Here is a 26384-nt window from a genome sequence, read left to right as displayed (position 1 = left end):
GCATCATGCAGCGGCATCTGCGCGTGCGCGCCGCATCCAGTAGCGGTCGAACAGCCAGATCAGCGCCAGCGACACGCCGACCAGCGGGAAGATCAACCCGCAGATCACCAGCAGCACCATCAGACCACGCAGCGTACGTGGATCTGCCGGCAATGGCGGCACGCCCAGTCCGCCAACCGGCCGGCGTTTCCACCACATCACCGCCGCACTCACGCACAACAGCACGATCGTCATGCAGGCAAACAACAGGATCAGCTGATTGGCAGTGCCGTATTGCTGGCCCAGGTGCACATTGATGCCCCACTCCAGCATCTTCGCCAGCGGCCCGTAATCGCGATATCTCATATCCAGCAACACCGCGCCGCTGTACTGATCCAGGTGGATGACCCGCTGCCGCTGCAGGTCGGCCGGATAGACCGAGGCGGTATACACGCCTGAGCCACCACGCGGTGGCAGGACGCTGTAACCCTGCATCATGCCGAGTGCATCGAACCGCGCCAGCGCTGCGTCCAGCCCTATCGCCGCAAGGCCAGGCGCAGCGACGCTGGCTGCGCCCGCATGCGTTGCGTGTTCTGAATGTTCCCAGTGTTCCGCTGCAGGAGCGCGCATGTTCGCCCCTCTCCCGTCGGGAGAGGGGTTGGGGTGAGGGTCGGTTGCATGCATCACCCCCGAATGCAGCCCATCCGGCTGCGCACCGCGCTCCTCGCCATGATCTCCACGCGCCGCGCGGCCAGGCAATACAGATTCCGGCACTCGCGCCTGGCGCAGCGACCACGCGGTGTCGCCGCTGTCGGCGAGCCGCTGCTGCGACATCGGGAGCTGCACGCGCAATCCGGCCGGATAGCCGAAGTCGTGGCCATTGGCCCAGCGATTGACCTGCGCGCCCCAGAGCCACGACCACGGCATGCCGGTCAGCGCCAGGAACAGCAGCACCGCGCCGACGCCAGCACCGGTCACCGCATGCAGGTCACGCCAGAACAGCCGCTGTTGCGGAGCACCACGCACGCTGATCACGCCACCGCGTCGCCCGCGTGGCCACCACAGATAGGCACCTGTGAGCACCAGCACGATTGCCCAGCCGGCGGCCATTTCGATCAGCCCACGCGCCAGTGGCCCGAACACTTCAAGACTGTGCAGCCGGCGGATGGTCCAGGCCAGCGTGCCATGCTCGGGCAGGCTGCCCAATACGCGCGTGCGGTACGGGTCCACGTACACCACCTGCCGCGCGCCATGCGCATCCACCAGCCCGATCTCGGCGCTGGCATCGGCGTACTTCGGCGTGGTGTAGCGGAACAGGCGGCCTGGCTGATGGCGCTGCGCCGCTTCCACCAGTTGCTGTGCGGAGGCGCGTGCCGTCCCCACCGGCACCACCTTGAGGGCGTGGTGCACGCCACGGTCGATCGCTTCCTGATAGAGAAATGCCGCACCCGTCATCGCCAGCCAGATGATGAAGAGCAGCACCAGCAGGCCGGCGTAGAAGTGCCAGCGCCATACCGCGCGATAGAACCGCCAGCGGCCATCCTGCGGCGTCGGGACGACCCGGTCATGAGCAACGCGTGCGCGCATCAGAAGCTCCAATCCCAGGACAGCGACAGCGCGCGGCCATCGCCCGGCGAGTAGCCGGAACTGCCGCTGTCGTACCACGCATAGACATAGGCGCGATCGGTCGCATTGCGCAGCTGCAGGCTCAGCGCATTGCCTGCGTTCACGCTCCAGCGCGCGCCCAGATTGAGCAGGGCATAGCCGCCGGTGCGGCCCAGCGTGTTGCTGCGCTCCAGGAAATAAGCACCTTGGGCATTGCCCCATGCGCTGAGCTGCACGGCAGGCGTGACCTGCCACTCCAGCCCGGCGCTGGCCAGCCAGTGCGGCACGTTCTCGATCTCCTTGCCGCGCGTGGCCGGCGCGCTCGGGTCGGGCGTGGCGATACTGGCCTTCTGCCGCGAATACGACATCCATGCGCGCCAATGCTCGGCCGGCTGCAAATTCAACTGCGCATCCCATCCACGCCGCAACGTGCGCCCCACGTTGGCCACGTCGCCGACGCCGGCAACCCCATTGACGCCAAGAATGGTGGCCACCTCGCCGGAGGCGCGTTGCCCCCAGTACGCCAGCCGCCCATCCAGCACCGCCGACGGCGCAAACTTGAACCCGGCCTCCCAGCCGTCATTGATCGATGGCCCGAGATTGGCAGGCTGCCGGCGGTACGCGCCATCACCGCTGCCGATCTGGAAGCTGCGCCCCCAGTTGGCATAGACGCTGCCCTGCGCGCCCACGCGATAGCTGGCGCTGACCTTGGGCTGCCTGATACTGCCGTAGTCGTAAGTGGGCGCAGACACGCCGGCCAGCACATCGTGCAGCCGGCCATCGATCCGATCGATGCGGTAGCCGGGCACCAGCTGCAGGCGTTCTGTCGGCTTGAGGACCGCCTGCACATAGGCGCCGTGCGTGCGCAGGTCGTAGTTCCAATCGCGCAGCTGCACGCCGCGCACACGCGCGGCGGTGCGATACCGCTGCGACTGATTGGTTTGCCATTGCCCATCCATGCCGGCTTCCAGGCTGGTGTCCATTACCTCCCAACCGGGCTGCCAGTTGCCCCGCAGCAACACGCCGCGATGGGTTTCATCGGTGTCGCGCTCCTGCTGCAGGCCGGTGGCGGAAAAGCGCACCCAACGCTGGTTGCGGTAATCGTTCTGGTAGGCCTTGGCGCTCCACTGCGCATCCGCACCCAGCACACCATCCACGTGCAGTGCGGTCTGCCGCACGCGGCGTTCGCTGCGATCGTCCTGGGCATACGCCGGTGAACTGCGCGGCGCCGCACGCGCGGTGGCCGCATCCAGATACCCCGCCTCCAACGCGTGGTTGTCGTAGTAGCGCGTAGTCAGCCCGGCACGAAACATGCCATCCGGGTCGGTGTAGAACCATTTGCCGGCAACGCTGCGTTTGCGCGCATCGGCATGCTCGCGATAACCATCGGAATCGCGCCAGGCCAGCACATAGTTCTGGCTCCAGGCGCCCCGCTCGATGCCCTTGCCCAGTTGCACCTCGCGCGCGCCGAAGCTGCCGACGGTGACGCTGAGGCGGCCATCGTTTCCGCCGGTGCGGGTGAGCACATCCACGCTGCCGGCGATGGCGTTCAAGCCGTAGCGCGCGTCGTTGGTGCCGCGCACGATCTCGATGGCGCTGATGTCCTGCGGAAACACCGCATCCAGATACGGCATGCCGCCGGCATTGTCGTTGCTGGGGATGCCGTCGATCAGCAGCTTGACCGCGTTGATCCGCCCTTCGCCATTGAAGCCACGGAAGGAAAACCGCCCTGCGTCGGTGCCCATGCGGAACTGGGTGACCTGCACGCCGGGCGCGCGCATCAGCAGTTCCCAGCTGTAATCCACATGCTGATCGTGCAGTAGTTCACCGCCGATCACATCCACCGAACTGAGCACCCGGGAAGCGCTGGGCCGGCTCGCTGACCTGCACCTTGCCCAGCGTCAATGCCGCCTGCTGCGCCTGCAGTTCGCAGGCAGGTCCGTACATCAGCGCCAACGATGGCGCGCACCACAACGTTCTCAACAATCCCCAACGCATGAGCAAGCCTTTGCCGTTCCGAAACGGCACGGAGAGCGGCTGACAGAACGTCGCGAGCGGTGGTCAGGTGGGTGTGGGCGGCGCGGCGCGGAACCGGCGTGTACGTCTTGTACATGCCGATTGCGCGCGCCGGCCGCGCCTGCCTGTCGGCTGCGCAGTCGTTTTGTCAGCGGCTCCAAGCCGCGCGCCACCGCAACTCGGCGGGCGCTGGCTGGATTCAAGAAACGGGCGCTTCGTCCAGACACGCACGCGCAGGCCGAAGCATCGGCGGCGCAACGGCAGTGGTGAGACGAACGCCCGCGGCGGGCGAGGCCTACGCGTAAAGCGGTGGCCCGCGCGCGCCATGCGCTGCCCAGCGCAGCGCCGCCCGGCGCGGCGCGTCGGCGCGTGTGGATGTCGTCGTCGGCCGCAACTGCAACAGGCACAGCACCGCCAGCACCAGCCAGGGCAGCAGCCTTGCAGCCAGCACGCAGTAGTCGCAGGCTTCGCCATGGTGGGCGGCATCGGGGCCGCCCGGGTGCCGACTGATCGCCGCCGCAAGCTCGGCGTGATGCGACGCGTGCTGCGCCGATATCGCCTGCTGGGGGAGCAGCACGGCAGCCAGGCTGCCGGCCTGCCCACTCGTGCACATCGGCTCCTGCGCCAGCCCCTGATTCCAGCGACTGATCGGCGGCGCCACCAGCAACAGCAGCACCGCCAGGCAGGCCAGCAGATGCATCGGGCGATGGCGGCGGAGCGAACGCAGCATGGCGGCAGTGTAAGCGGCCAGGCACTGCCGCCGCGAGGCTGGCTCCCTGGCCGCGACAGCATGTCGCACCCTTCGCCCAGGCCCCTGGCATCTGCACCTGCCCTGGCAACTGCGCGAGCGTCGCGGCGTGCTGACCAGGGCGGTGCTTCGCACTGGTCGATGCGGCCATCAGGCCGATCGCGCCCGAAGGCCGATGGAGGCACCCCGGTACGAAGGCATCGGACTGGCGTGCTCGACAATCGTTGTCCACCAGGATCAAGCGGCCTCCTTCAGCCCACGAACCCTTGGCTCTGGCGAAGGTCTGCCGCAGACCCGGCGCAGTTGACCTGCAGCGCCCCGTCCTCAGCCAGGATCGGCGGGCACGGCGACGCTGCCGCAGACGGCACATCCCGATGACGGCCCGAGCCACCGGCCCGGCCGCCGCACAGCGCCCCCAATGCTGCGACCACCTCCGTCCGAAGCCGACGATCGAAGGATTCGGGTGCGCTCGGCAGGCAGCGAGGCCAGTGCGGCCAGCTGCCCTCCTGCATGGCAGGCGCCCATCCACACGACACCAGCGCCGGCGTGTCCAGGTCGTCAGTCACAGTTCCCGACCGGTGCGTCGGGCTACACACCTGCTGCGCACGGTCATGCCCTATGCTTGCGGCTCATCCCATTCACCTCCCGCGCATGAGCACCGTCCTGTCCGATCCAGCGGCCGAGCCACTTCCCTGCGCACCCAAACCACCGAGCGAGGCACTTCGCCTCCAGGCGCTGCACAGCTATGGTGTGCTCGATACGCCGCGCGAGGCCGCCTTCGAAGACATTACCCGGCTCGCCTCGATCATCTGCCAGACCCCGATCGCGCTGATCAGCCTGGTCGACGCCGACCGCCAGTGGTTCAAGAGCGAACTCGGCATGGGCGAACGCGAGACGCCGCTGTTCAAGTCGATGTGCGCGCATGCGCTGCTCGACAACGATGTGCTGGTGGTTCCGGATACGCGCCAGGACAGCCGCTTTTCGCGCAATCCGCTGGTGACCGGCGAAGCGCCGCTGTACTTCTACGCCGGCGCGCTGCTGAAGACGCCCGACGGTCTGCCGCTGGGCACGGTCTGCGTGCTGGACCGCAAGCCGCGCCAGCTCACCGACGAACAGGTCGAAGCGCTGCGCGCGCTCGCACGCCAGACCATGGCGCAGCTGGAATTGCGCCGCGCCCTGCTGATCGCCGAAGAGTCCGACCGCTACCGCAGCCGCCTGATGGCCATCGCCGGCCACGATCTCAAGACACCGTTGCGTACCGCGGCCTACGCCATCGACAAGATGCGCCGGCATGCCAACGTCGATTCCATTCCCACCCTGGTGACCGCGCGCGACGCCATCAACCTGGTCGGACGCAATCTGGACGAACTGGCCACGCTGGCGGCCGCAAGCAAGACCGCCACGCCGGACCTGCAGGCGCTGCAGCTGGAAGACGTACTGCATTCGGTGCTGGGCGTGTGGCGCCAACCTGCCATCGACAAGTGCCTGGCGCTGCGCCACGTGCCCACCTCGCTGCGCGTGCGCAGCCACCCCACCCTGCTGACCACGCTGATCGGCAACCTGGTCGGCAACGCCGTCAAGTACACCGAACGCGGGCGCGTACTGGTCGGCGTGCGCCGCCGCCCCGGCTACGCAGTGGTGGAGATCATCGACAGCGGCATCGGCCTGAACCTGGAGCAGCCCGAACAGGTGTTTCAGGCCTTCCGCCAGGCCGACCCGCGCAGCGATGGCCTGGGCATCGGCCTGTGGATCGTACACCGCACTGCCGACACGCTGGGCTGCGAGGTCAGCGTGCGCCCACGTTCGGAAGGCGGCACCTGCTTCTCGGTGCGGATCCCGCTGGCCTGAGGGCTGGCGGTCGACAGCAGCGCCGCCGAGGCGGCGCATCCGCACCTGATCATGCGTACGGGTGGGCCTGCTCCTGGCGATCGGGCCGATGCCGGCGCTGCGCACGACATCCCTCGCCCCCGGGTACGTGTGCTCGCGCAAAAAAAAGGCGGATCCGAGCTCCCGACCCGGATCCGCCGCCAAACACGCCAGGTCTCTCCCCAGGGACCCGGGTGCGCCAGCCGCTCTGTGCGCAGCTTCGCGCAAAAGTGATGCGACAGCGCTAGCAACCCTTCAACGACACCCCACTGACCAGACCGGCAAGGCGATGTCTGCTTCGCCGGTCCTGCGTCGTCCACCCCTAGACGTCCGAAAGTGTCGCGTCATGGTTGCTATAAGGATTTACGACAGCGCCGGGGCCAACTTGATGGATGCCGACGACACCAGCGCAAGCAGCCCTGACACGTGTAGGGAGAATCACCGACAGCGCGCGTTCCGGCGCAGCTCTTGAGCGCTGCAGAACGTTGATTCGACTGGATTTTTCCGACAGCAACTGGCTGTGCGGTGCAGCATGGATTCGGGATTCGGGATTCGGGATTCGGGATTCGGGATTCGGGAGTCGGGATTCGGGAGTCGGGATTCGGGAGTCGGGAGTCGGGAGTCGGGATTCAGGATTCGGGAGTCGGGAATCGGGAGTCGGGCGCGGGTAGCGGTAAGCGGTAAGCGGGAACAGCAACAAAACCCATCACGCCCACCCCGCAAAAAAATCAAACGCCCCGCACTTACGAATCCCGAATCCCGATTCCCGATTCCCCATTCCCTAGCTAGTCCGACTCCTGCCGTGCAAACCACTCCGCCGAATGCACCTGCTCGACAGCGACCTCTAACAGCTGCCGCAGCGTCGCCAGCGGAATCTGCAGCGGCACCGCGCCGGCCTGCAGCGTGACCCACACCGCCTCGTCCTGCGGGTCGGCCGACAGGGTCAGTAGCGTGTGCTCGCCGCTCTCCAGATCGGCCAACAACTGCAACGACATGCCGCCATCCGGCTCAGGCAGCCACACTCGGCTCAACGGCGGACGCAGGGGCGCGCTCATCGCAGCGCTCAGCTGGTGATGGTCTGGGTGAGCGATTCCCAGCTCGGCGGCAGCGGCCAGTTCGGCGCCTGGTTGCCGTCCAGCACCCGGCGCAGGTCGCGCTTGTCGATCTGCGGGGCCAGCACATGCACCAGGTCCAGCGCGTAGTCGCGCAGCACCCGATCGCGCGGCAGCACCGCCCAAGCGATGCACTCGGCGATCGGTGCCGGTGCCGGCCAGGCGCGCAGGTCTTCGTCGTCGGCGCTGACCGCCATTTCCGCCACCAGCCCCACGCCCAGCCCGGCACGGACATAGGTCTTGATCAGATCCGCATCCAGCGCGGTCAGCGCGATGCTGGGCTCCAGGCCCACCTGCGCGAATGCCCGCTGCAGCGACGAGCCCGGCCGGGTGGAGGATTCGTAGCTGATCAACGGATGCTCCGACAGCGCCTGCATGTCCGGCGCCAGCTTCGGACGATCCAGCGCATGTCCGCGCGGCACCACCACCAGCCGCCGCCAGCGGTACAGCGGCACCGCGATCCCGGCACTGGGTTCGCCGCCGGCGGTGCTGACCACTGCGATATCCGCATCGCCCTGGCTGAGCAGGTCCAGCGCCGCGCTTTCGGCCGCCTGCTGCAGGTGCACGCTCACCTGCGGGTAGGCGTGCTTGATCTGCGCCACCGCCGGCGGCAGCACGAAGCGCGCCTGGGTGTGGGTGGTGGTCAGGGTCAGCTGGCCCTGGCTCTCGCGGCGCTGGTTGGCCGCGTAGGTGCGGATGTTGTTGGCTTCGGCCAGCACCGCGCGCGCGCGCTCGATCACTTCCACCCCGGCCGGCGTCACCGCATCCAGGCTGCGTCCCTTGCGTACGAACAACAGGAAACCCAGCTCGTCTTCCAGTTGCTTGAGCTGCTTGGACAGACCGGGCTGGGTGGCATGCACCCGCGCGGCGGCCAGCGTGATGTTCAGCTCGGCATCGGCGATGGCCACCAGATAACGAAGTTGGGTCAGCGTCATGGGCTTATATCCAGAAAAGCGCGAGGCGCCACAAGGCCTTCGACTGTAGAGGAGTTCTGCGGGCCAGCTTATAACCGAACGCTATTTTCAGGGTGTATGAAGTCATTTCCGACGGCTATATGCCGGCGGTACGGTCTGGCCCTCCCTTTCGATCCCCCTGACCGTGACTGCTGCGTTTCCGCTCCTTGCCGACCTGCGTGGCCGCGCCGTCCTGGTGGTGGGCGGCGGCGTCACCGCCGAACGTGCCACTGCCGCGCTGTTGCAGGCCGGTGCGCTGCCGCTGGTCGGCGCCCCGGCGCTGACCCCGCAACTGCAGCGGTGGGCGCAGGCCGGAGACCTGCACTGGTTGGCCGGGCGTTTCGACCGCGCATGGCTGGCACTGCCCGACACCCCGTTGTGGCTGACCATCGCCGCCAGCGACACCCCCGAACTCAACGACGCCCTCCGCACTGCCGCCGGTGCCCACCGCCTGCTGACCCACAGCGCCACCCCCGCCATCGCCCCAGCTGCGCTCTCCCCCGCGCAGCACGCGCGCATCGCTCCGCTGTCCCCCGGCAGCGTGACCCTGGTCGGCGCCGGCCCCGGCGACCCCGGCCTGCTCACCCGGCATGCGCTGCGCGCATTGCGGCAGGCCGAGGTGGTGCTGCACGACCGCCTGGTCAGCCCGCAGATCCTGCGCCTGGCACGCGCCGACGCGCGGCTGGTGGAGGTCGGCAAGTCCGCGCAGGGGCACAGCACGCGCCAGGAGCAGATCCACGCCTTGATGCTGGAGCACGCACGTGCCGGCCGCCGGGTGGTGCGCCTGAAGGGCGGCGATGCGTTCGTGTTCGGCCGCGGCGGCGAGGAGCTGGAATTCCTGCGCGCACACGGCGTCGGCTTCCAGGTGATTCCCGGCATCACCGCCGCATTGGCCTGCGCGGCCTACGCCGGCATCCCGCTGACCCATCGCGACCATGCGCAATCGCTGCGGCTGATCACCGCACACTGCAAGGACTCGCTGGACACCCTGGACTGGCAGGCGCTGGGACAGGAGCGGCAGACACTGGCCTTCTACATGGGCGTGGCCGGCCTGGACGGCATCCAGCAGCGGCTGCTGCAGGCCGGCCGCGCACCCACCACCCCGTTTGCGCTGGTGGAAAACGGCTCGCGCCCGCAGCAGCGCGTCATCACCGGTACGCTGGCCACGCTGGCCGCCACCGCCCAGTCGCACGCCGTGCGCGCCCCGGCGCTGCTGATCCTGGGCGAGGTGGCGGCACTGGCGCAGACGCTGCACTGGTTCGGCGCGCCGCCGCTGGGCGCGCCGCCCACCCCGCGCTCACCCATCGCAACGCCGCACTCGCCCACACTCGCCCACGCAGCCTGATTCCGACGGAGACCCCCATGGCCCTGTACGACAACATCCTCGACACCATCGGCCGCACCCCGGTGGTCAGACTCAACCGCCTCGCACCGGAGCACGTGTCGCTGTACGTCAAGGTCGAATCGTTCAATCCCGGCGGCTCGGTCAAGGACCGCCTGGCGCTGGCGATCATCCTCGACGCCGAGCAGCGCGGCCTGCTCAAGCCCGGCGACACCATCGTGGAAGCCACCTCCGGCAACACCGGCGTGGCACTGGCCATGGTGGCTGCCGCGCGCGGCTACAAGTTCGTCGCCACCATGGTGGAAACCTTCTCCATCGAGCGCCGCAAGCTGATGCGCGCCTACGGCGCCAAGGTGATCCTGACCCCGGCCGCCGAACGTGGCAGTGGCATGGTGCGCAAGGCCAAGGAGCTGGCCGAACAGCATGGCTGGTTCCTGGCCAGCCAGTTCGCCAACCCGGCCAACCCGGCCTACCACCGCAACACCACTGCCGCCGAGATCCTGCGCGACTTCGCCGGCCACCGGCTGGACCACTTCGTCACTGGCTGGGGCACCGGCGGCACCCTCACCGGCGTGGGCGAGGTGCTGCGCGTGGCCCGCCCGGAAGTGCGCATCACCGCCACCGAGCCGGCCGGCGCGGCATTGCTGCAGGGGCAGGACTGGAAGCCGCACAAGATCCAGGGCTGGACCCCGGACTTCGTGCCCGACGTGCTCAACCGCGAGGTCGCCCATGAAGTGCTGAGCGTGGAAGACACCGACGCCATCGACGTGGCGCGCCGCCTGGCCGCCGAGGAAGGCATCTTTACCGGCATCTCCGGTGGAGCCACCGTCGCCACCGCCCTGCGCGTGGCCGCGGGCGCCGCGCCCGGTGCGGTGATCCTGGCCATGCTGCCGGACACCGGCGAGCGCTACTTCTCCACCCCCCTGTTCGCCGACATCAACGAAGGCTCCGACGACGACTGGCTGGCCGGCCTGCCCTGAGGACGCCGGGGCAAGCAATGGCGGGGGCGGGGGCTTGGTGGAGGAGATTCCGCCCGGGACCCGGGACCGGGGACCGGGGACCCGTAAAGGCGGGCTCTGCGGCGAGCTGTCGGGCGGCTGGCTGTCTTGCGGCGACGCTGCCTACCGGGCCAGGGCCTGAAAAGGCGGGCCCTGTAGTGAGCGATCCGTTGGCTGCGGCGGCTGACCATCTAACCCGCCCGGCCGGTTGCAGCAGCAGATCTCGATACACCGGCTTTTGCTCCGCTTTACGGGTCCCCGGTCCCCGGTCCCGAGTCCCGGCTCTTCCCCCACCTCCCGCCTCCGTCAAGGAACCGTTAGGATGGCGGCCGTGATGTAGGGAGAACCTTGGTGAACAACCGGCCGTATGGACACAGCGAGACCCGCACCGCGCGGGCGCCATGGCTGGTGAAGATGACCTCGCCTGTGCACTTTGCGCTGGCGCTTGGTATCGGTGGATGGCTGCAGGACGCGTTGGCGCTGCCGCTGCCTGCACCGACGCCCCTGGCCTGGATCGAACTCGCTGGTGGTGCGATCGCCGTTCTCGGGCTCGCCCTGGCGTTGAGTTGCTTCGTGCTGTTCGCACGTCGGCGCACCACCATCATGCCCAGTGGCCACCCGTCGCGGCTGGTGCTGGACGGCCCCTATCGCTTCACCCGCAACCCCATGTATCTGGCGTTGGTGATGAGCTATGTGGGCCTGTGCCTGCAGTTGGGGCTACCGTGGGCCGTGCTGTTGCTGCCACTGCCCTGGCTCGCCCTGCAGCGCTACGTCATCCCGTTCGAAGAAGCGCGCCTGCGGGTCGAATTCGGCCGCCACTACGGCGATTACTGCGCACGCGTCAGACGCTGGCTTTAGTCGCAGACCGGGCGCTAGTCGGCCTGCCGCCCCCCTCGCGCCGACAGCAATTCACGACCCCGTCGGAGGGTTGAACGGCTGCGCAGCCGTGTCGCACACCATGAGATGAATGGCTACTAGCGTGGAGGCCCGCAACGCCTGCACCCATCACGCGTTCATCATTCAAATCCCATAACTATCACGCCATGAAAATCGAAGTCTGGCAGGGCGACATCACCGAACTCGACGTCGACGTCATCGTCAACGCCGCCAACGAATCACTGCTTGGCGGTGGCGGCGTCGATGGCGCCATCCATCGCGCAGCCGGTCCACGGTTGCTGCAAGCCTGCGAGGCGCTGCCGCAGGTGCGCCCGGGCGTGCGTTGCCCGACCGGCGAAATCCGCGTCACCGACGGCTTCGATCTGAAGGCCCGCCATGTGTTCCATACCGTGGGCCCGGTGTGGCGCGACGGCAAGCACAACGAGCCCGAGCAACTGGCCAACTGCTACTGGCAGTCGCTGAAGCTGGCCGAGCAGATGTTGCTGCATTCGATCGCATTCCCGGCGATCAGCTGCGGAGTCTATGGCTATCCGCTGTACCAGGCCGCACGCATCGCCGTGACCGAAACGCGCGATTGGCAACGCTCGCACAAGGTGCCCAAGCACATCGTGCTGGTGGCCTATAACGAGGCGACCTACAAGGCGTATCAGCAGGCGCTGGCGACACAGGAAACGGCGGCTGCCTGATCGCTGCGGCACGTGGAAATCGCACTGACGGGCGCCGCAAGGCGCTCGTTGCGTTTGGGCCGTAGCCCACGTCTTCGGTTTAGCCGAGGCACGAACGTCGGGCCAGCCGGGTCACGCATGTGCGGCGGCCACACGGCGCCACCTGGCGTGCGTGCACCGGACACAGCGGACGCCTTCGGAAGCGATCGTCGGTGGATGGGGGCGGCGGTGCGAAGCACGCGTAGCCGCACCGCCACTGCCGCTCAGGCAACGGCCGTCATCGTCTTGCCACTGCAAGGAGGCCGCCCGTTGTGGTGCGCCGGACCGCACCTTGGCGCGGTCCACGCGACGACACCCCACAAAAAAACGCCGGCATCGCTGCCGGCGTTCTGGTCTTGCAGGCGATGCGGCCTTGCGGCCGCGCGATCAAGCGATCAGCCCTTCCACTTGCCCAATGCTGCCAGGCCGTTTTCCTTGGCGCGCTCATAGATGACCTGCTGCGCCTTGGCGTAGTTGCCGGTCATGTCCTGCGACCACAGCTTCAGCGCCGCCTGCTGCATGGCACGGCCGTAGGAGAAGCTCAGCGGCCACGGCAGGTTGCCCAGCTGGTGCATCTCGTTGAGATGCGCGGTGGACTGCTCGTCGGTCTGGCCGCCGGACAGGAACACGATGCCCGGCAGGATCGCCGGCACGGTCGACTTCAGGCACATCACGGTGGACTCGGCCACTTCCTCGACACTGGCCTGCTCTTCGCAGCTCTTGCCGGAGATGACCATCGAGGCCTTCAGGATGGTGCCTTCCAGCACCACGTTCTGCTCGTACAGCGCACCGAACAGCGAGCGCAGCGTGGCTTCGGTGACCTCGTAGCAGGTCTCGATGTCGTGGCTGCCATCCATGATCACTTCCGGCTCGACCATCGGCACCAGGCCCTGCTCCTGGCACAGCGCCGCATAACGCGCCAGCGCATGCGAGTTGGCTTCGATGCAGGTGCCGGACGGAATGTCTTCGCCGATGTTGATGACCGCACGCCATTTGGCGAAGCGCGCGCCCAGTGTGTAGTACTCCTCCAGACGCGCACGCAGGCCGTCCAGACCTTCGGTGACCAGCTCGCCAGGCATGCCGGCCAGTGGCTGCGCGCCCTTGTCGACCTTGATGCCCGGGATCATGCCGTGCTCGGCCATGTACTTGGCGAACGGCACGCCGTCCTTGGTCTTCTGACGGATGGTCTCGTCGAACAGGATGGCGCCGGAGATGTAGTCGCTCAGCTTGGGCGTGGTCAGCAGCAGTTCGCGATAGGCGCGACGGTTCTCTTCGATGTTCTCGATGCCGACGCTGGCAAAACGCTTTGCGATCGTGCTGGTCGACTCGTCGATGGCGATGATGCCCTTGCCCGGGGCGACCATGGCCTGGGCGGTTTCGGCAAGCTGTTCGATGCTCATGTAGTTCCTGTGGCAGCTGCGGGGGAGAACGAAAGTATAGCGACGAAAGTCGTACACATTCCTTCACGGAATGCCTGCAACCGATTACACCTTGCCTGCGTGACAGGATGTGTGGCGCGGCTCGCATCGCGGGATTCGGGATTCGGGATTCGGGATTCGGGATTCGTCAAAGCAGAGCATGACGTGCAGCTTGTTGCTTGCTTTGCTGTGATGCATGGCGCCAATGACGTGCGGTGGCGCGGTTGAAACTTCGCCACGTCCGCGTTGGTTGGCGTTTGTGGGGATTGGTCTGTTGCATGGAGCGGCCTGCGGCATGCGCTACCAGGTTCACCACGCGCCCCTCGCTCGTCGTCACCTATCCGGTCACACCGCGCGTCGTTCGCCATCCTGTCCGTTCCGTCGAGGAGCCGGAAAACCGAATCGCCGTCGTGGTCAGGTTTCGCCTTGCGAAACACAGTGCGTCCTGCCGACGCCGTAACGCAGCGCGGCGGCGATAGTGCGCCGGCTGCGCAGTCGCCGGATCCGGCCTTCGAGCAACACGCAGACCCAGGCCAGGCAGTCGCCGGTGCCCGGCATCTCCACACAGCAAAACGGCGGCCCTGGGGCCGCCGTTGCATGTTGCATGTCGCGTCTGCCCGGCTCAGGTCATGCGCCGGATATCGTCGACAGGATTACAGCTCGCCCAGACCGGTGGCGCGGCCGTCTTCGCCCACTTCCAGCAGACGCAGCGTATTGGTGGCGCCGTGCATTTCCATGTGCTCGCCGCTGGTGAACACCACGCGGTCGCCAGGCCCCATGCGCTCGTTCTCCACCAGCAGGCGGATCGCCGCGCGTGCGGCCTCGCGCGGGGTCAGGCCGCGGCTGTCGAAGCTGATCGGGAACACGCCGCGCATCATCGCCATCTGGCGGCGCGCGCCATCGTGACGGGTGAAGGCGTAGATCGGCATGTTGGAGCGGAAGCGCGACAAAAAGCGCGGGGTGCCGCCGGATTCGGTCAATGCCACCACGCCGCCCAGGCCGATGTGCTCGGACAGGAACATGGTCGCCATCGCGATGGCCTGGTCGGCACGCTGCAGGTTGCGTTGCGCCGCTTCGAAGTCGGTATCGAATTCGAACTGGTGCTCGGCACCCAGGCAGATACGCGCCATCGCTTCCACTGCACGCACCGGGTAGGCACCGGCGGCGGTTTCGGCCGACAGCATCACCGCGTCGGTGCCGTCGATGACGGCATTGGCCACGTCCAGTACTTCGGCACGGGTCGGGATCGGGCTTTCGACCATCGACTGCAGCATCTGCGTGGCGGTGATCACCACCTTGTTCTGCGCCAGCGACTCGCGAATGATCTTCTTCTGCAGGCCCGGCAATTCGGCATCGCCGATTTCCACGCCCAGGTCGCCGCGCGCCACCATCACCACGTCGGAGGCTTCGACGATCTCGACCAGGTTCTCGATCGCTTCGGTGCGCTCGATCTTGGACACCAGCTGCGCATCGCAGCCGTGCTGCTGGGCGATCTGACGGGCGTCGTGCATGTCCTGCGCGTTGCGGCAGAACGACACCGCGATGAAGTCCACGCCGATCTTGGCGACGATGCCGATCAGTTCCTTGTCGCGCTCGGTCAGCGCGCCCAGCGACAAGCCGCCGCCCTGCTTGTTCAAACCCTTGCGGTCGGACAGCACGCCGTCGTTCAACACCTTGGTGACGATGCGCTCGCCCTGCACGTCGGTGACCTGCAGCTGCATCAGTCCGTCGTCGAGCAGCAGCACATCGCCGGCAGTGACGTCCTGCGGCAGGCCCAGATAGCTCACGCCCACCTGGTGCTGGTCGCCGGCCGGCGCATTGGCGTCGGCCACCAGGTCGAAGCGATCGCCCATGGCCAGCTTGATCTTGCCTTCGGCAAAGCGTTCGATACGGATCTTCGGGCCCGGCAGGTCGGCCAGGATGCCGACTTCGGCGCCGACGCGGGCGGCAGCGGCGCGCACTTCCGCGGCACGCTTGGCCTGGCCGGACGGGTCGCCGTGGCTGAAGTTGAGGCGCACCACGTTGACGCCCGCCTTGAACAGCGTATCCAGCACACCGGGCGCATCCGTTGCCGGTCCGAGGGTGGCGAGGATCTTGGTGCGGCGTTGACGTTCTTTCATGATGGCCTCCCTGTAAAAGCCGCGAAACTTAACACACACGTCACGCACCGAGGATGGCATTGCGGCATAGCCACCCTCCGATTCCGGCATGTCTTACAGACAGTGCGGGACAGTACGTACGCCTGCGTCGGCGCCGCCACCGGCAACGCCGACGGCCGCCACCCTAACCCGGTGGCGGTGAAGAACCTCCTGCGCGATGCGTACCGACACGAGGAGTGCATCGCGCAAGCGAACACAACGGCTGCAGCGCGCCGCTCACGCCTGCAGCAAGGCCGCCAGCTCGGCCGGCGTGCGTGCCAGCGCGCCGGCTCCGGCCGCACGCAGTTCGGCCTCGTCGCCGAAACCCCACAGCACGCCGATGCTGTGGATGCCGTGGTGGTTGGCGCCGTCGATATCCATGCGCCGGTCGCCGATCATCACGCAGCCGGCCTTGGCGATGTCCAGGCGCCGCAGCGCTTCGGCGATGAGATCCGGCTTGAAGCGGCGCGTGCCGTCCTCGCTGGCGCCGATCACGTTCTCGAAGCAGGCACCGAACGGCAGGTGCTCGACGATGCGCCGCGCGTAACGCTCATTCTTGGAGGTGACCACCGCCAGACGATGACCGGCGCGCTGCAGGCCGGTGACCACCTCGCCGATGCCGTCGAACACGCTGAGTTCGGTCCAGCCCACCGCGTCGTAGCGCTCGCGGTAGAGGCCGAGCGCGCGCTGCACCAGCGCCGGATCGTCGGGGAAGCATTCGGTGAAGCTGTCGCGCAGCGGTGGGCCGATCCAGGCGCGCAGGGTCTGCGGCGACGGACGCGGCTGGCCCACCGTCTCGAAGGCATGCGCGATGCTGGCGACGATGCCAGGTTCCGAATCGACCAGGGTGCCGTCCAGATCGAAGAACAGCGTGGCTGCACTCACTTGCCGCGGGCCTCGAGCGCGGCCACGGCCGGCAGGATCTTGCCTTCCAGAAATTCCAGGAACGCACCGCCACCGGTGGAGATGTAGGTGACGTCCTTGGCGATGTCGTACTTGTCCACCGCCGCCAGGGTGTCGCCGCCGCCAGCAATGGAGAACGCCTTGGATGCGGCGATCGCACGTGCCAGGGTCTCGGTGCCGTGGCTGAAGGGCTCGAATTCGAACACGCCCACCGGCCCGTTCCACACCACGGTGCCGGCATTGGCGATCAGCTCGGCGTAGCGCTGCGCGGTCTGCGGGCCGATGTCCAGGATCAGGTCGTCCGCCTCCACCGCGTCGAGCGCCTTCACGCTGGCCGGCGCGTCGGGCAGGAACTGCTTGGCAACGACCACGTCGGTAGGCAGCGGGATCTCGGCGCCGCGGGTCCTGGCATCGGCGACGATCTGGTTGGCGGTGGGAATCAGGTCCGGTTCGTTCAAGGACTTGCCCACGTCATGCCCGGCCGCTGCGATGAAGGTGTTGGCGATGCCACCGCCGACGATCAGCTGGTCGACCTTGTTGACCAGATTGGACAGCAGTTCCAGCTTGGTGGAGACCTTGCTGCCGGCCACGATCGCCAGCAGCGGCTTGGCGGGGTTGTCCAATGCCTTGGCCAACGCATCCAGTTCGGCCATCAACAGCGGACCGCCGGCAGCCACTGGTGCGAAGCGGATCACGCCATGCGTGGATGCCTGCGCACGATGCGCGGTACCGAAGGCATCCATGACGAATACATCGCACAGCGCGGCGTACTTGCGCGCCAGGGTCTCGTCGTCCTTGCCCTCGCCGACATTCATGCGGCAGTTCTCCAGCAGCACCACCTGGCCCGGCGCGACGTCAACGCCATCGACCCAGTCGCGCACCAGCGGCACGTCCACGCCCAGCAGCGTGGTCAGGCGCGCGGCCACCGGCGCCAGCGAATCCTCTTCGCTCCAGCTGCCTTCCTTCGGGCGCCCCAGGTGCGAGGTGACCATGACCGCCGCGCCCTTCTCCAGCGCCAGCTTGATGGTGGGCACCGAGGCGGTGATGCGCTGCTCGGAGGTGATCTGGCCGTTGTCGATCGGCACGTTGAGATCCTGGCGGATCAGCACGCGCTTGCCGGAGAGATCGAGGTCGGTCATACGGACGATGGACATGGGCTTGGCTCGCTGCGTCTGGGGATTAGGGAATCGGGATTGGGGATTGGTACAAGGCGCCGCGCGTGCGTGCACGCGCTGTGCGCGGAGGAATGGCGCTACTGCGCCAGCTTGGCGTGGCGCCGCAGTTCACAACGATGCCGCCCTTGCACCTGCGGCAGACGCTGACGGCAGTGGCTCGGAGACCACAGACAATGCGACTGCCTTGGCGGCGGGGATCGGGCAATCAGGGCCTGGAATCGGCCCGCCGTTGCGCAACCGGACAGTGCGCTGGACGGGCACTGCCGCAAGTGCGGATGGCGCGGACGCTGGTCGGTCGGACACGACGGGCAATGCGACTGCCTTGGCGACGGGGGACGCCCATTGTCGGACCTTCGCGCCGCAGCGGCAAACCGCCCGCGGCGCGTACAGGCTCAGGCCTCGCGATCGGCGCTATTACTGCGCAGCAGACTCACTGCGAATCCGCCTACCAGCAGGGCGCCGCCCACCAGTAGCGCCCACAGCAGCCAGCGTTTCCAATCGCGTGGGGCGGCCGCCGGTTGCAGTGCCGCCTCGCCCGCCAACGGTTGCGCACGGGCGGCCAGTGCCGCCTCTGCCGGCTGCCACTGCATGCCGCGCTGCTGCCGCAGCGCCTGCAGCATGTCAGCCAGCGGGGCATCGCTGCGCAGGACCCGCGCGCTGCCGGCAACCAATGCATACGGCGGCTGGCCCTGGGCAAGAAACATCAGGCGTTCTGACTGGTAGCCGACCCGCAGGCTCGGCACGGCGGGGCTGCGCCCCTGTGCCGCCAGCAGCCGCCACTGGCGATCGCGCACGGGTGCGGACAGCCGCTGCGGCGGCGAGGTGCGGCTACCGAGCCGATACGCCAACCAGGGGCCAGCCCGCCGCAGCCATACCGCATCATCGGTCTCGCGGCTGTCCACGTTCCACTGCACCGCCTCGGTCTGGCCGCCACCGACATCCAGTTGCGTGATCGGGAAGCGGCCCGGCAGGACGTAGGTCACCGCGGTGTCCTGTGCGGTGCCGGGCAGGTCCAGCCATGCCAGTTGCGCAGGTGCGATGAGGCCGTCGAGTTCTGCCTCCACCGCCCGCAGCGCCGGCAGCTTGCCCGACACCGGCACGATGCGCAGATAGCGGGCGCCGCCGTCCACGGCGATGCGGCGTTGCTGCAGCCGCTGCGCCTGATTGTCCAGCGCCATGACCGTGGCATCGGAGGCCAGCACGCGCCAGTCGCGCAGATCGTCGCTGCCTTCCACCCGCAGCTGCGCCTGCACCGGCCTCTCGCCGTCCCAGTCCAGCCACAGCGCGCGCGGCCGATCGCGCAGCGCGCTGGCATCGATCAACCAACTGCTGCCCGCAGCAGAAGCTGCAGAGGCTCCGGTGGCGAAACGCCCTTCCAGGCGTCGCACCGCGCCGCTTGCATCGCGCTCTGCAATCAGCTGCAGATCGCTCTTGCTGGCTGCCGCACCTTCGGGTAATGCGAAGACCGGCAAGCGGTGCCGGCGCGGGACCGCCACCGGTGCTGCGTCGACGGGTAGCGCGGCGGTGGGCATTTCCTCGCCACGCGCATCGATCACCGTGATGTCGCGCGCTGCCGCGTCATGCGCATTGCGATACACCGCCTCATTCAAGCTCAGCTGATACAGACCGTCATCGGACGCAGCCAGCTGCAAGGGCCACTGCTGCCGATAGTCCTGACGGACATCGGCGGCCTGCGCCATCAGCGGCACCAGCAGCAGCCATCCGCAATGCCGTGCATTCATGCCTGATCCTTCGCCGCGCTGTCGTCGCCGGCCACGTGTTCTTCGACGATGGCACGCGGCGGCGCCGGTGCCAGATACCCCACCACGGTGCACAACAGCCCGTAGGCCATGAACGAGCCGATGCCGAGCAGATTGCCCAGATGCTGGCGATCGACCAGTACCAGCTTGGCCAGCACCAGCCCCATCAGCAAGGCACCGCCCAGCCACAGCCCGCGCTGACCGCGCCGCGAACCGGTCACCCAGCCCAGCACGCCGAGCACGCTCCACACGATGGTGAGGCTGGTCTGCGACACGGTCGCTTCCACCAGCCGCGCATCCCACGCCACTCCACCCCAGTGGTGCACGCTATGCAGCGTACTGCCGGTGATCATGGCCCACCCCAGCACCCCGAGCGTGGTCACCCGCCAGCTGCGCAGCACCGGCGGTGCATGCCCGGACCAGGCCCAACGTGCGAGCAAGGCCAGCACGGCCAGTTGCGCCAGCTCGGCCGGATTGAGCAGCGGCACCCACGGCAAGGGCGCCGGGCTGACCGGGTCCAGCACGGCCAGCAGCCAGCCGCTGCCCAGGACCGCAAACACGCAGCCCAGCAAGGCATTGCGTGTGCGCGCGAACGCATCCGCCTGCGGCCACGCCAGCCACGGCCAGCGCAGCAAGCCGATGGCGGCCACTGCCAACCACGGGCTCGCCAGCAAGGCGCAGCGCCAGCCATTGGCAAGAGCGAAGGCATCCGCCAGCCAGGCCGCGCCCAGCGACACCACCGCCGGCCACAACAGCCACCAGACGAACTGCGCCACGATTGCGCCCGCACCAGGCTGCATGCGCAGGCACCACAGGCTACGCACGCCTGCCAGCGCGAACGCCAGCCAGGCCAGAGCGCCCCAATGCGCAAACGGCTGCATGTGCACGTGGTTCTGCCACAACGCCAACGGCGCGCCCAGCGCCAGCCCGGCCACGACGGTCCAGACCAGAGCCGCGGCGGGCCGACGCCGATGCACCTCGGCCGCCAGCCACACGCTGAGCGCCACGAACCCCAGCAGCAGATCCGGCTCGCTACGCAGATCGCCGGCAAAGCGCAGGATTTCGTGGACTCCGCACAGCGTCCACCACCCCAGCCCCCACAGATACGCCACCAACGCGCGGCGCGGCTGCCCGGCATCGCGCAGGAACCAGGCACTGGCCCAGCCGGCAATGGCGAGCAGCAATGCGCTCATGCAGGTGGCATTGGCCACCGCCACGGCGTCGTGGCGCCAGGCATCCACGCCGAAGGCGACACCGACGGCTGCCAGCAGCTGCAATGCGACACCGCTGACCTGCGAGACGCGTCGCTGCTGGCGCAAGCCCAGCCACAGCAAACCGGCACCTTCCAGCGCGAACACACTGGCGGTCGCGCGGGCCGACAAGGCCAGTGGCACCGCCAGCGTGGCGAAGCCAACCGCCAGCATCGCATGCGCTTCGCCAAGCAGACGCGTGGACGCACGGCGCAGCAGCCAACTTGCCAGGCCCGCGTAGACCGCGGCCACGGCCACCGCGCACAGCGCCAGGGGCAGGCGCTCGCCTTCCAGCAGACGCGCCTGCAACGCAAAGGCCACCAACGGCGTGCCGAACAACAGGCTGCCATCGATGAGCCAGCCGGCACTGCCGTCGCCGCGCCGCGCGTGCAGGACCGGAATGGCCACGTACATGGCGAAGAACAGCAACAGGAACGGCTCGGTGGTGGCGAATTTCGCCGGGCTGTACTGCAGCGCTCCCCATAACGTGGCGATGCCGAACGTAAAGGCGAACCCCAGCAGGTTGAGTACGCGCCACGGCCGTGTCCAGGCAATGGCCACGATGCCGGCATTGAGCACGGCGTAGTACGCGAACAGCGCAACATGGTTGCCGCTGCCGGTGGACAGCCAGATCGGCGCCAGGAAACCGGCCAGCACGCCCAGCACCGCCAGCGTGCGCGACTCCTGCAGCACCGCCAGCACGCACATGCCCGCGATCAGCACCACGCTGATGCCCATCGCCAAGCCAGCATCCAGCAATCCGTGCAACTTGAACGCCGCGAACACCGTCAGCAACAGCCCACCGATCGCGCCGCCCTGCAGCGCCAAGGCGAACCCCGGCCGTTGCAGCCGTTGTGTCCAGCCCAATACCAGGCCGGCCAGGGCCACCACGCTGATCCCGGCCAGGCGCAGCTCGATCGGCATGCGCATCCAGCCCTGGTCACTGGCGTACTTCAACAACGAAGCCACGCCGGCCAGCAACACCAGCATGCCCACCTTGACCGGCACATTGCCTTCGGTGAACCAGCGTTTCACCGCACCGAGCGCGCGCATGACCGGGTCCGGCCCGGCCGGCGCGTCGGACCACGGCTGCGACGGTTGCGGTTGCGCGTGTGCTGATGCCCCGACCTGCGCGGCGGCTGCCGGCAACCGCAGCGCAGTCGCAGAAACAGCATCCGCACCAGCCGCGGCAGGAAGTGGCGGCGGTAGCGACGCGTCTGCCTCGGGTTGCGCATCCAGCACGACCGCCGGTGCACCGGCAGGCACTGCTGCATCGGCAGTCCCCTCATCCATCGCCTCAGACCTGCCCGATCCAGGCCATTGCTGCCTTGGCGCCGGTGCTGGCTGTACCGACGTCTCTGCCGCCGCCATTGGCGCCACTGCGTCCGCAGCGCCGGCCTGCCAGTGCGCGAGCCGCTGCTCCAGCACATCCACGCGCCGCCGCAACGCGGCGATCCACACCAGCGCAATCACCACGCCCACTGGCACTGCGAGCAGCAGCAGCGCGACCAATCCAATCAGTGCTTCCAATGTAGTGCCCTGCAAGCCGGCATCCGGCCGAATGCGCGCACCATACAGCCTCTGCCGGCCCCTTGGGCAAGCGGGCCATGGAGATGGAGGAGTGTCAGGGAGCCGCAGTGGCCGCCATGTACCGGTCCAGGCGCCACGGCATGCCTTCGGTCACCAATAAAAAACGCCCGGAAAACCGGGCGTCTTGGCGGATTATTCGCGGTAACCGCTGTCGTTCTTGTTATGAATGATCCAGATCAGGTTGCCGCCGGTATCCATCGACTTGCCGGCAAATACCAAACGCCCCTGGCCCTTGTAGGCCATCTCGTGACGATAGCGGTCGCCACCGTAGAAGAACGGGATAAATGCCTTGCCAGTGACATACGACCCCTGGTCGGTCGGCTGACCAATCAGATCGGTCACCTGCTTCATCGGCATACCGATCTTGAGCTGGGTGAACTTGCTGTCGGGCGCCGGCTTGCCGGTGATCTCGCCCTCATAATCATTGACGCCCTTGACGGTCTCGCCGTAGCCGGCTTCGACCTGCGCAGAGTTGGTGACCTCTCCGTCGGCATTCATCCAGGCCGGCGTGCCGGTCTGCTTCTTGGCGACCGCGTGCGGCACGACGCCTGCAGCCGACACCACCGTCAGCACCAGAATGGCGGTCCATTTACCGAAAACTTGCATTTCACCTCTCCTTGAATCCATGTGTCCCAGAACGTCCTGTGCGGGCCAGCGTGGGAACGATCGCCGGCCAGCAGCGGGCATTAGTGCACGAGCCGGCAGCGATGTCCATGTCATGGCACGGCGCGCAATGCGCCGCTTGCGCAATGCCCGGACCGATGATAAAAATCGCACGCGCACGCGACGACCTCGCCGCGGAGCGCCCTCTTTTGGAACCACGTCCTACAGGGAAGTATCGCCATGCATCGCTCGTTCCGGAGCCAGGTCGTCCTGGCACTCTGTGCATCCGCCCTATTGATCGCGGCGGCGCCGGCATCTGCCGACCTGTTCGGCACCGCCGAAAGCGTTGCCCGAAGCTGGGTCGGTCACGACGCCAGCGAGCTGATGATGCAATGGCCAGTAGGAAAAGGGCTGTATACGTCCGAAAACACCGAGACGCAGGAAACGGCCTATACCTACAACTTCGGCATCGAAGCGCATTACCGCACCCATTACTGGACCACGCAAGGGGGAGTTATCGGCATGGCCGGCGGCGGCAATGGCGTAGCACGCACGCCGATTTTCGAGCAAAACCAGCATAGCGAGGAAGTCTTCGTTCCCGCCGAACATCACTGCGAAATCACCTTCATCGCCGACTCGAGCGGCATCATCACCCGATACGATTTCGGCGGCAGCAAATGCAACGACCATGTCCGCAGCTGGGGACGCCCGAAGAGCAAGAAATAGTGCCATCACCCGCCCGACATCGATCCACACAACAAGGACCCCCTGGATGAAAACAAACAATTGGATGTGCCGTAGCGCATGGCTGGCACTTGCACTCGCACAAACGATGCTCGTCGTGCCGGCCATGGCCGAATCGGCACGGCATGGGACCATCGCGGCGCTGGAACCCATCGAAAACAAAGGGGAAAATGTTCCGGAACGCAACAAGAGGCTCAAGAACGCAGCCTCCAACTTCGGTGGCATTGCGGGCAGCTTTCTCGGCCTCAAGGCCAATAGCCCGGTTGGCGTAGAAGCCGGAGCAGCGGCCGGCACGTACGCCGGCACTCAGGTGGGCGACAAGGTCATCGGCAACGGGGTCGCCTCGCACTATATGTTGAAGATCCGTTTCGACAACAAGTCGCAGGTCGTCGTGACAAAGCCAAGCGCCGAAGTCTCCGGCCTGGCCGTCGGTAGCCGGGTCGCGGTCACCGGCAAGGGCGAAGATATGCGCATCACTGCGGAATAGGCGCCTGCCGGAGCTGGTCTTGGGAAATAAAAAAGCGCCCGAAGGCGCTTTTTTATTTCGTGCGAAGCGGCCGGTTACTTGGCAACAACCCGCACCATTTCCAGGCACTTGTTGGAATAGCCCCACTCGTTGTCGTACCAGGACACCAGCTTGACGAAGGTGGAATCCAGCGCGATGCCGGCATCGGCATCGAACACCGAGGTGCAGGTCTCGCCGCGGAAATCGGTGGCCACCACCTTGTCTTCGGTATAGCCCAGCACACCCTTCAAGGCGCCTTCGCTCTGCGCCTTCACTTCGGCGCAGATCTCGGCGTAGGTTGCCGGCTTTTCCAGTTCGACGGTCAGGTCGACCACCGACACGTCCGAGGTCGGCACGCGGAAGCTCATGCCGGTGAGCTTCTTGTTGAGCTCGGGAATGACCACGCCCACCGCCTTGGCCGCGCCGGTGGAGGACGGGATGATGTTCTCCAGGATGCCGCGGCCACCGCGCCAGTCCTTGTTCGACGGGCCGTCCACGGTCTTCTGGGTGGCGGTGGCCGCATGCACAGTGGTCATCAGGCCGCGCTTGATGCCCCACTTGTCGTTGATGACCTTGGCCAGCGGCGCCAGGCAGTTGGTGGTGCACGAGGCGTTGGAGACGATGGCCTCGCCGTTGTAGGTCTTGTCGTTGACGCCGTAGACGAACATCGGGGTGTCGTCCTTGGACGGGGCCGACAGGATCACCTTCTTGGCACCGGCGTCGAGGTGCTTCTGCGCGGTTTCCTTGGTCAGGAACAGGCCGGTGGATTCGATCACCACGTCGGCGCCTACCGCATCCCACTTGAGGTTGGCCGGGTCGCGCTCCTGGGTCAGGCGGATCTTCTTGCCGTTGACGATCAGCGTGTTGCCGTCGACCGACACCTCGGCCTTGAAGCGGCCGTGCACCGAGTCGTACTGCAGCATATAGGCCAGGTAGTCGGGCTCGAGCAGGTCATTGATGGCCACGATCTCGATGTCATTGGCGAAGTTCTGCACCGCAGAGCGCAGCACGTTGCGTCCGATGCGACCGAATCCGTTGATGCCAACCTTGATTGCCATGTTCACTAGCTCCTGCGGCCGCGACAGCGCGGCGGATGGAAAGGGGCCGCCATTCTAACAGCGTCCTTCTGGTACGGCCGTGCTGTTGCACGCACGCGCCGTGGGCGGGGATGGGAAGCCGACCCGGATCCGAGCGATGGCCCACACCTGACAGCGCATCTTGCAACCGCCTGGCACCTCCGCGGCTCCGCCCGACAGGAAGTGGCACCGGCATCAGCCGCAGTGCCCCACCCGCACCCGGCGTTGCGCAGCGTGTGACCGAGCGTCCATGCCACCAGCCCTGCCATCGAAACACCAGCACACTCGCCGGCCGCAACCGAGAGCCGAACTATTCTTTGTTTTACAATTACTTACAATTTAATCAGCTACGCCGAAAAGCCTATTCATACATATGCCGACCAGCAGCATTTCGGCACCCCGTGGATCTCGATACTGGCCCTGCCTGCTGAGGCACCCAATCAATCACACGGAGATTCCCCATGCGTCGCACCCTGTTCTCTCTGGCTTTGGCTCTGGCTGCCACCCCGGCGCTGGCCGGCGGCGTCATGCACTACACCGAGAAGGCGTCGCTGCCGGCCGATGGCGAGGCGCGCGAAGTCGCCGCGTTGTTCGATACCTGGAATGCGGCGCTGGCCACGGGCAACCCGCACAAGGTGGCCGACCTGTACGCGTCCGATGGCGTGCTGCTGCCGACGGTCTCCAACGAGGTGCGCGCCTCGCGCGAGCAGATCGAAAAGTACTTCGAGATGTTCCTGACCAAGAAGCCCAAGGGCGTGGTCAACTACCGCACCGTGCGCGTGCTCGATGACGACAGCGCCGTGGATGCCGGCGTGTACACCTTCACGCTGACCGACAAGAACGGCAAGCAGAGCGATGTGCAGGCGCGTTACACCTTCGTGTACGAAAAGCGCGACGGCAAGTGGCTGATCATCAATCACCACAGCTCGGCGATGCCGGAAGTGGACGCGCCGACGGTCGCCAAGGCCAAGTGAGCGCCACTGCATGACAGCGCACCACCCA

Annotated in this window: 20 protein-coding genes, 1 other RNA gene and 1 pseudogene; 8 read left to right on the top strand and 14 right to left on the bottom strand. The window is 67.1% G+C overall.

All coding sequences use genetic code 11. The features are described from left to right. Positions 1-3 precede the first annotated feature (3 nt). From ACCQ05_RS05205 to ACCQ05_RS05190, 4 genes and pseudogenes are all read right to left on the bottom strand, one after another. The gene (locus ACCQ05_RS05205) at positions 4-1566 is read right to left on the bottom strand and encodes a PepSY-associated TM helix domain-containing protein (RefSeq protein WP_372393127.1); all 1563 of its coding nucleotides are present in this window, start codon (positions 1564-1566) and stop codon (positions 4-6) included. Next, positions 1566-3558, bottom strand: a pseudogene (locus ACCQ05_RS05200) (TonB-dependent receptor). Before ACCQ05_RS05200 ends, ACCQ05_RS05205 begins: the two are co-directional and overlap by 1 nt. A gap of 61 nt (positions 3559-3619) precedes the next feature. Further along, positions 3620-3697, bottom strand: a non-coding RNA gene (locus ACCQ05_RS05195) — sX9 sRNA. Positions 3698-3895: 198 nt separating this feature from the next. Then, the gene (locus ACCQ05_RS05190; RefSeq protein ID WP_372393126.1) at positions 3896-4330 is read right to left on the bottom strand and encodes a DUF2946 family protein; all 435 of its coding nucleotides are present in this window, start codon (positions 4328-4330) and stop codon (positions 3896-3898) included. A 669-nt stretch (positions 4331-4999) separates the two neighbouring features. On the opposite strand from ACCQ05_RS05190, the gene ACCQ05_RS05185 reads away from it, so the two are divergent. Continuing rightward, a complete protein-coding gene (locus ACCQ05_RS05185) occupies positions 5000-6196 on the top strand; it encodes a sensor histidine kinase (protein ID WP_228962912.1) in 1197 nt (398 codons plus the stop codon). A gap of 803 nt (positions 6197-6999) precedes the next feature. On the opposite strand, the gene ACCQ05_RS05180 is transcribed toward ACCQ05_RS05185, so the two are convergent. Next, positions 7000-7269 (bottom strand): hypothetical protein, encoded by a 270-nt coding sequence (locus ACCQ05_RS05180; protein WP_372393125.1) that lies wholly within the window; start codon positions 7267-7269, stop codon positions 7000-7002. 8 nt (positions 7270-7277) lie between these two features. Continuing rightward, positions 7278-8261: a LysR family transcriptional regulator gene (locus ACCQ05_RS05175; protein ID WP_104540031.1), complete on the bottom strand. Its 984-nt coding sequence runs from the start codon at positions 8259-8261 to the stop codon at positions 7278-7280. Between the two features lie 163 nt (positions 8262-8424). Between ACCQ05_RS05175 and cobA the strand changes: the two genes are divergently transcribed. The 4 genes from cobA (at position 8425) to ACCQ05_RS05155 (ending at position 12202) form a co-directional block, all read left to right on the top strand. Further along, positions 8425-9624: a uroporphyrinogen-III C-methyltransferase gene (gene cobA, locus ACCQ05_RS05170; RefSeq protein ID WP_372393124.1), complete on the top strand. Its 1200-nt coding sequence runs from the start codon at positions 8425-8427 to the stop codon at positions 9622-9624. Between the two features lie 17 nt (positions 9625-9641). After that, positions 9642-10601, top strand: coding sequence for a cysteine synthase A (gene cysK / locus ACCQ05_RS05165; protein WP_372393123.1), 960 nt, complete (start codon positions 9642-9644; stop codon positions 10599-10601). A gap of 369 nt (positions 10602-10970) precedes the next feature. Then, positions 10971-11477: a methyltransferase family protein gene (locus tag ACCQ05_RS05160; protein ID WP_372393122.1), complete on the top strand. Its 507-nt coding sequence runs from the start codon at positions 10971-10973 to the stop codon at positions 11475-11477. Positions 11478-11662: 185 nt separating this feature from the next. Then, positions 11663-12202 (top strand): O-acetyl-ADP-ribose deacetylase, encoded by a 540-nt coding sequence (locus ACCQ05_RS05155; protein ID WP_104540028.1) that lies wholly within the window; start codon positions 11663-11665, stop codon positions 12200-12202. A 413-nt stretch (positions 12203-12615) separates the two neighbouring features. Here ACCQ05_RS05155 and ACCQ05_RS05150 read toward each other — a convergent pair whose 3' ends face one another. The 7 genes from ACCQ05_RS05150 to ACCQ05_RS05120 all read right to left on the bottom strand — a co-directional run bounded on the left by ACCQ05_RS05150 (position 12616) and on the right by ACCQ05_RS05120 (position 23060). Continuing rightward, positions 12616-13620 (bottom strand): class I fructose-bisphosphate aldolase, encoded by a 1005-nt coding sequence (locus tag ACCQ05_RS05150; protein WP_372393121.1) that lies wholly within the window; start codon positions 13618-13620, stop codon positions 12616-12618. Positions 13621-14291: 671 nt separating this feature from the next. Further along, positions 14292-15758 carry a pyruvate kinase gene (gene pyk / locus ACCQ05_RS05145; protein WP_228964102.1) on the bottom strand — a complete coding sequence of 489 codons (1467 nt, stop codon included), beginning with the start codon at positions 15756-15758 and terminating at the stop codon, positions 14292-14294. Positions 15759-16013: 255 nt separating this feature from the next. Continuing rightward, the gene (locus tag ACCQ05_RS05140; RefSeq protein WP_372393120.1) at positions 16014-16661 is read right to left on the bottom strand and encodes an HAD family hydrolase; all 648 of its coding nucleotides are present in this window, start codon (positions 16659-16661) and stop codon (positions 16014-16016) included. Further along, entirely contained in the window at positions 16658-17833 is a 1176-nt protein-coding gene (locus ACCQ05_RS05135; RefSeq protein ID WP_372393119.1) for a phosphoglycerate kinase, read from the bottom strand. Before ACCQ05_RS05135 ends, ACCQ05_RS05140 begins: the two co-directional genes overlap by 4 nt. 413 nt (positions 17834-18246) lie before the next feature. Further along, positions 18247-19596: a DUF3999 domain-containing protein gene (locus tag ACCQ05_RS05130; RefSeq protein ID WP_372393118.1), complete on the bottom strand. Its 1350-nt coding sequence runs from the start codon at positions 19594-19596 to the stop codon at positions 18247-18249. Beyond that, complete coding sequence (locus ACCQ05_RS05125; RefSeq protein WP_372393117.1) at positions 19593-22394, bottom strand: DUF2339 domain-containing protein; 2802 nt, start codon at positions 22392-22394, stop codon at positions 19593-19595. Before ACCQ05_RS05125 ends, ACCQ05_RS05130 begins: the two co-directional genes overlap by 4 nt. 192 nt (positions 22395-22586) lie before the next feature. After that, on the bottom strand, positions 22587-23060 hold the full coding sequence (locus ACCQ05_RS05120; RefSeq protein WP_267475839.1) for a hypothetical protein: 474 nt from the start codon (positions 23058-23060) through the stop codon (positions 22587-22589). A 237-nt stretch (positions 23061-23297) separates the two neighbouring features. Here ACCQ05_RS05120 and ACCQ05_RS05115 point away from each other — a divergent pair, with 237 nt between their 5' ends. After that, on the top strand, positions 23298-23783 hold the full coding sequence (locus tag ACCQ05_RS05115; RefSeq protein ID WP_228964107.1) for a hypothetical protein: 486 nt from the start codon (positions 23298-23300) through the stop codon (positions 23781-23783). A gap of 106 nt (positions 23784-23889) precedes the next feature. Then, on the top strand, positions 23890-24288 hold the full coding sequence (locus ACCQ05_RS05110) for a hypothetical protein (protein ID WP_228964138.1): 399 nt from the start codon (positions 23890-23892) through the stop codon (positions 24286-24288). Positions 24289-24362: 74 nt separating this feature from the next. Here the strand turns inward: ACCQ05_RS05110 and gap are convergent, their stop codons facing one another. Next, positions 24363-25364, bottom strand: coding sequence for a type I glyceraldehyde-3-phosphate dehydrogenase (gene gap, locus ACCQ05_RS05105; RefSeq protein WP_228964108.1), 1002 nt, complete (start codon positions 25362-25364; stop codon positions 24363-24365). 479 nt (positions 25365-25843) lie between these two features. Here gap and ACCQ05_RS05100 point away from each other — a divergent pair, with 479 nt between their 5' ends. After that, positions 25844-26356: an SgcJ/EcaC family oxidoreductase gene (locus tag ACCQ05_RS05100; RefSeq protein ID WP_104540020.1), complete on the top strand. Its 513-nt coding sequence runs from the start codon at positions 25844-25846 to the stop codon at positions 26354-26356. Positions 26357-26384 lie beyond the last annotated feature (28 nt).

The sequence above is a fragment of the Xanthomonas sp. NCPPB 3582 genome (assembly GCF_041475735.2).
Lineage (GTDB): Bacteria > Pseudomonadota > Gammaproteobacteria > Xanthomonadales > Xanthomonadaceae > Xanthomonas > Xanthomonas codiaei.
The sequence above is the reverse complement of the archived record's forward strand: the minus strand, read 5'-3'. Positions and strand labels throughout refer to the sequence as shown.